This is a genomic window from Neisseria sp. P0001.S005 (assembly GCF_051963715.1).
On the sequence record NZ_JBQCTZ010000286.1, the window covers coordinates 1 to 3,469 of the forward strand.

Here is a 3,469-nt window from a genome sequence, read left to right on the forward strand (position 1 = left end):
CGGGTTTGACGGTAACTAATGCAACGATTTGGATGCTTGACATATTTGTCTCCTACTGTTTTTCAGACGGCCTTTGTAGAAAGTAAAAGGCCGTCTGAACGATACAGCGTTAAATTTTCAAAATACGCTCGCCACGACCGATACCGGCTGCGCCTGTGCGTACGGTTTCCAAAATTTGAGCACGACCGACTGTTTCGAGGAAAGAGTCGAGTTTTTCGGTAGAACCTGTGATTTCGATGGTGTAGCTGCGGTCTGTTACGTCAATGACGCTGCCACGGTAGATTTCGGTCAATCGCAGGAATTCGTCACGGTCTTTACCTACGGCGCGGACTTTTACCAACATCAGCTCGCGTTCGACAAAACGGCTTTCGTTCAAATCGACCACTTTGATAACTTCAATCAGTTTGTTGAGCTGTTTGGTGATTTGCTCGATAACGTGTTCGTCGCCATGGGTAACGATGGTCATGCGAGACAAGGTTTTGTCTTCGGTTGGTGCAACAGCCAAGGAGTCGATATTGTAATCGCGTGCGGAGAACAAACCTACCACACGGCTCATCGCACCTGATTCGTTTTCCATCAGAATAGATAAGATATGTCGCATTTTTCTCTCCTTACGCTGACAATGTTTCGCGCATATGCGGCGGCAGAACCATCTCGTCCAAGCCTTTGCCGTTGCCGACCATGGGCAGCACGTTTTGTTTCTTGTCGGTCAAGAAGTCCATAAATACCAAACGGTCTTTTTGTTTGACTGCTTCCAAAAGCGCGCCTTCAACATCGGATTTTTTGTCCACACGGATGCCAATGTGTCCGTATGCTTCAGCCAGTTTGACGAAATCGGGCAGGGAATCGAAATAGGTTTCCGATTCGCGGTTGCCGTAATACAGTTCCTGCCATTGGCGAACCATGCCGAGATAGCCGTTGTTCAGGGTAACGACGTTAACCGGAACGCGGTATTGGAAGCAGGTTGACAGCTCTTGGATGTTCATCTGAATCGAGCCTTCGCCGGTGATACAGAATACATCTTGATCAGGAGCAGCCAGTTTCGCACCGATGGCATATGGCAAGCCGACGCCCATTGTGCCTAAACCGCCGGAATTGAGCCATTGGCGAGGACGCTCGAATGGGTAATATTGAGCGGTAAACATTTGGTGTTGACCGACGTCGGAGGTGATGATGGCAGAATTATTGGTGATTTCGGCTAGTTTTTGAATGACGTATTGCGGTTTGATGATTTCGCTTTCATTATCAAACCACAGGCAGTTGCGCGAACGCCATTCTTCAATGCTTTTCCACCATTTATCCAATGAGTCGGCTGCAGGTGCAGATTCTTGTTTGCCCCACAATTGAATCATTTCGGACAATACGTTTTTCACGTCGCCGACAATCGGGATATCCACTTTGACGCGTTTGGCAATGCTGGACGGGTCAACGTCGATATGAATAATTTTTTTGGCTTTTTCAAAGAATTTGGACGGTACGGAAATCACGCGGTCATCAAAGCGCGCACCGATTGCCAGTACAACGTCTGCATTCTGCATGGCGAGGTTGGCTTCGTAAGTACCGTGCATACCCAGCATGCCTAAGAATTGGCGGTCGCTAGAAGGGTATGCACCCAAGCCCATCAATGTACCGGTACAAGGAGCGCCGATCATGCGGACAAATTTGGTCATTTCCTCAGAGGCATTGCCCAAAACCACTCCGCCGCCGAAGTAAATAATAGGGCGTTTGGCGGAAGCCAGCATTTGTACGGCTTTTTTGATTTGACCGATGTGGCCTTGTACAACCGGTTGGTAAGAGCGGATGAAGATGTCTTCTTGCGGATAGCTGAATTTAGCCATTGCTTGGGTGACATCTTTAGGAACATCGACAACAACGGGACCAGGACGGCCGCTTGCGGCGATTTGGAAAGCTTTTTTGATGGTGTCTGCCAACTCAGCGATATTGGTTACCAAGAAATTGTGTTTGACACAAGGGCGGGTAATGCCGACTGTATCCACTTCTTGGAATGCGTCTGTCCCGATGAGGGAGTTGCCCACCTGGCCGCTGATGACTACTAACGGAATGGAGTCGCTGTAAGCGGTGGCGATGCCGGTCAGCGCATTGGTTACGCCTGGGCCGGAAGTTACCAAAGCAACGCCGACTTTGCCGCTGACACGAGCATAGGCATCTGCCGCATGTACGGCTGCCTGCTCGTGGCGAACCAGGATGTGCTTGAATTTATTGAGTTGGAAAAGGGCATCGTAGATTTCGATAACCGCGCCGCCCGGATAGCCGAATACATACTCGACACCTTCGGCTTTGAGACTTTGCACGATGATTTGTGCGCCAGATAATTGCATATTGACCTCTTTTATATGGTTTCAAACCAATAGGAACAATCCGCCTCACCACAGCACCTGTAATGCAATTCCACCAAGCAGCGATTTAGGGTACGCGCACTGAGGGAATACGATGACAGTCAGACTATCCAAGCAATTGGGAAGAAACACAGAGTTTGTGAAAAAGAGTAGAAACGATAACGCAATCCGACTGTACAAGCAAGACAAAATCTTTCATCTTTTAACGTTTAAGGAGTAAAAATAGATTATCTTTTGATTTTAAAGAAATAAAAAAACAGTTTTATTGAGTTTGATGTGGGTGGATTGTTGACAGTTTGAGTAAGGAGAAGGTTTTTGCAAATGATAAATAGCAAAAAACCTCTTGACTGAATCAAGAGGTTTTTTTAATTTGGTGCCCAGGGTCGGACTCGAACCGACACACCTTGCGGCGGGGGATTTTGAGTCCCCTGCGTCTACCAATTTCGCCACCTGGGCTAGCGAAGAAGTCGTCATTATAGCGAGTTCTCGAATCTTGTAAAGCAGTAATTGAAAAAAAATTGGATTATTTTTATATTTGTTTGATTTTTAATGAATTAAACTTTTTGCGTTTGATGACTATCTAAATGGAAGGCAGATTTTTAAAACAAAAAAAGCAGTATTTATCTGCAAAAAGGGCTATATTTAATGTGTCAAACGCGTTAATATGAAGATGTTTTGTTTTTATATCGGCCGGGCAGTTATTTGGCCGCACTTAATTTGAAACGGTTTTGGAGAAAATTTATGCTTTCCGTTACACGAACTTTCCTACTCAGTGCTTTTGCGTTGGCTGCTCTAGCTGCTTGTCAGCCTAAAGAGGAGGCCAAAGAGGCTTCTTCGACACCTGCCGCTTCTGCTGCACCTGCTGCTTCCGGTGAGTCTGCGCCCAAAGTGCAAGCGCGCGGTACCGATATGCGCAAAGAAGATATTGGCGGCGATTTCACATTGACCGATGGCGACGGCAAACCTTTCAGCCTGAGCGATTTGAAAGGCAAAGTGGTTATCCTGTCTTTCGGTTATACCCACTGTCCTGATGTATGCCCAACCGAGTTGCTGACTTACAGCGACACGTTGAAACAATTGGGCGATCAGGCTAAAGACGTGAAAGTAGTATT

At 46.9% G+C, this 3,469-nt stretch carries 3 protein-coding genes and 1 tRNA gene; 1 reads left to right on the top strand and 3 read right to left on the bottom strand.

Annotation, left to right across the window (positions count from 1 at the left end; all coding sequences use genetic code 11):
- Positions 1 to 109: 109 nt before the first annotated feature.
- The 3 genes from ilvN to ACTHSP_RS18925 all read right to left on the bottom strand — a co-directional run bounded on the left by ilvN (position 110) and on the right by ACTHSP_RS18925 (position 2,813).
- A complete protein-coding gene (gene ilvN / locus ACTHSP_RS18915; RefSeq protein ID WP_003685820.1) occupies positions 110 to 601 on the bottom strand; it encodes an acetolactate synthase small subunit in 492 nt (163 codons plus the stop codon).
- 10 nt (positions 602 to 611) lie between these two features.
- Positions 612 to 2,339: a biosynthetic-type acetolactate synthase large subunit gene (gene ilvB / locus ACTHSP_RS18920; RefSeq protein ID WP_154954551.1), complete on the bottom strand. Its 1,728-nt coding sequence runs from the start codon at positions 2,337 to 2,339 to the stop codon at positions 612 to 614.
- 389 nt (positions 2,340 to 2,728) lie between these two features.
- Positions 2,729 to 2,813: transfer RNA gene (locus ACTHSP_RS18925), tRNA-Leu, on the bottom strand.
- A 285-nt stretch (positions 2,814 to 3,098) separates the two neighbouring features.
- Between ACTHSP_RS18925 and ACTHSP_RS18930 the strand changes: the two genes are divergently transcribed.
- The coding region (locus tag ACTHSP_RS18930; protein WP_440346675.1) for an SCO family protein at positions 3,099 to 3,469 on the top strand (371 nt) is incomplete at its 3' end.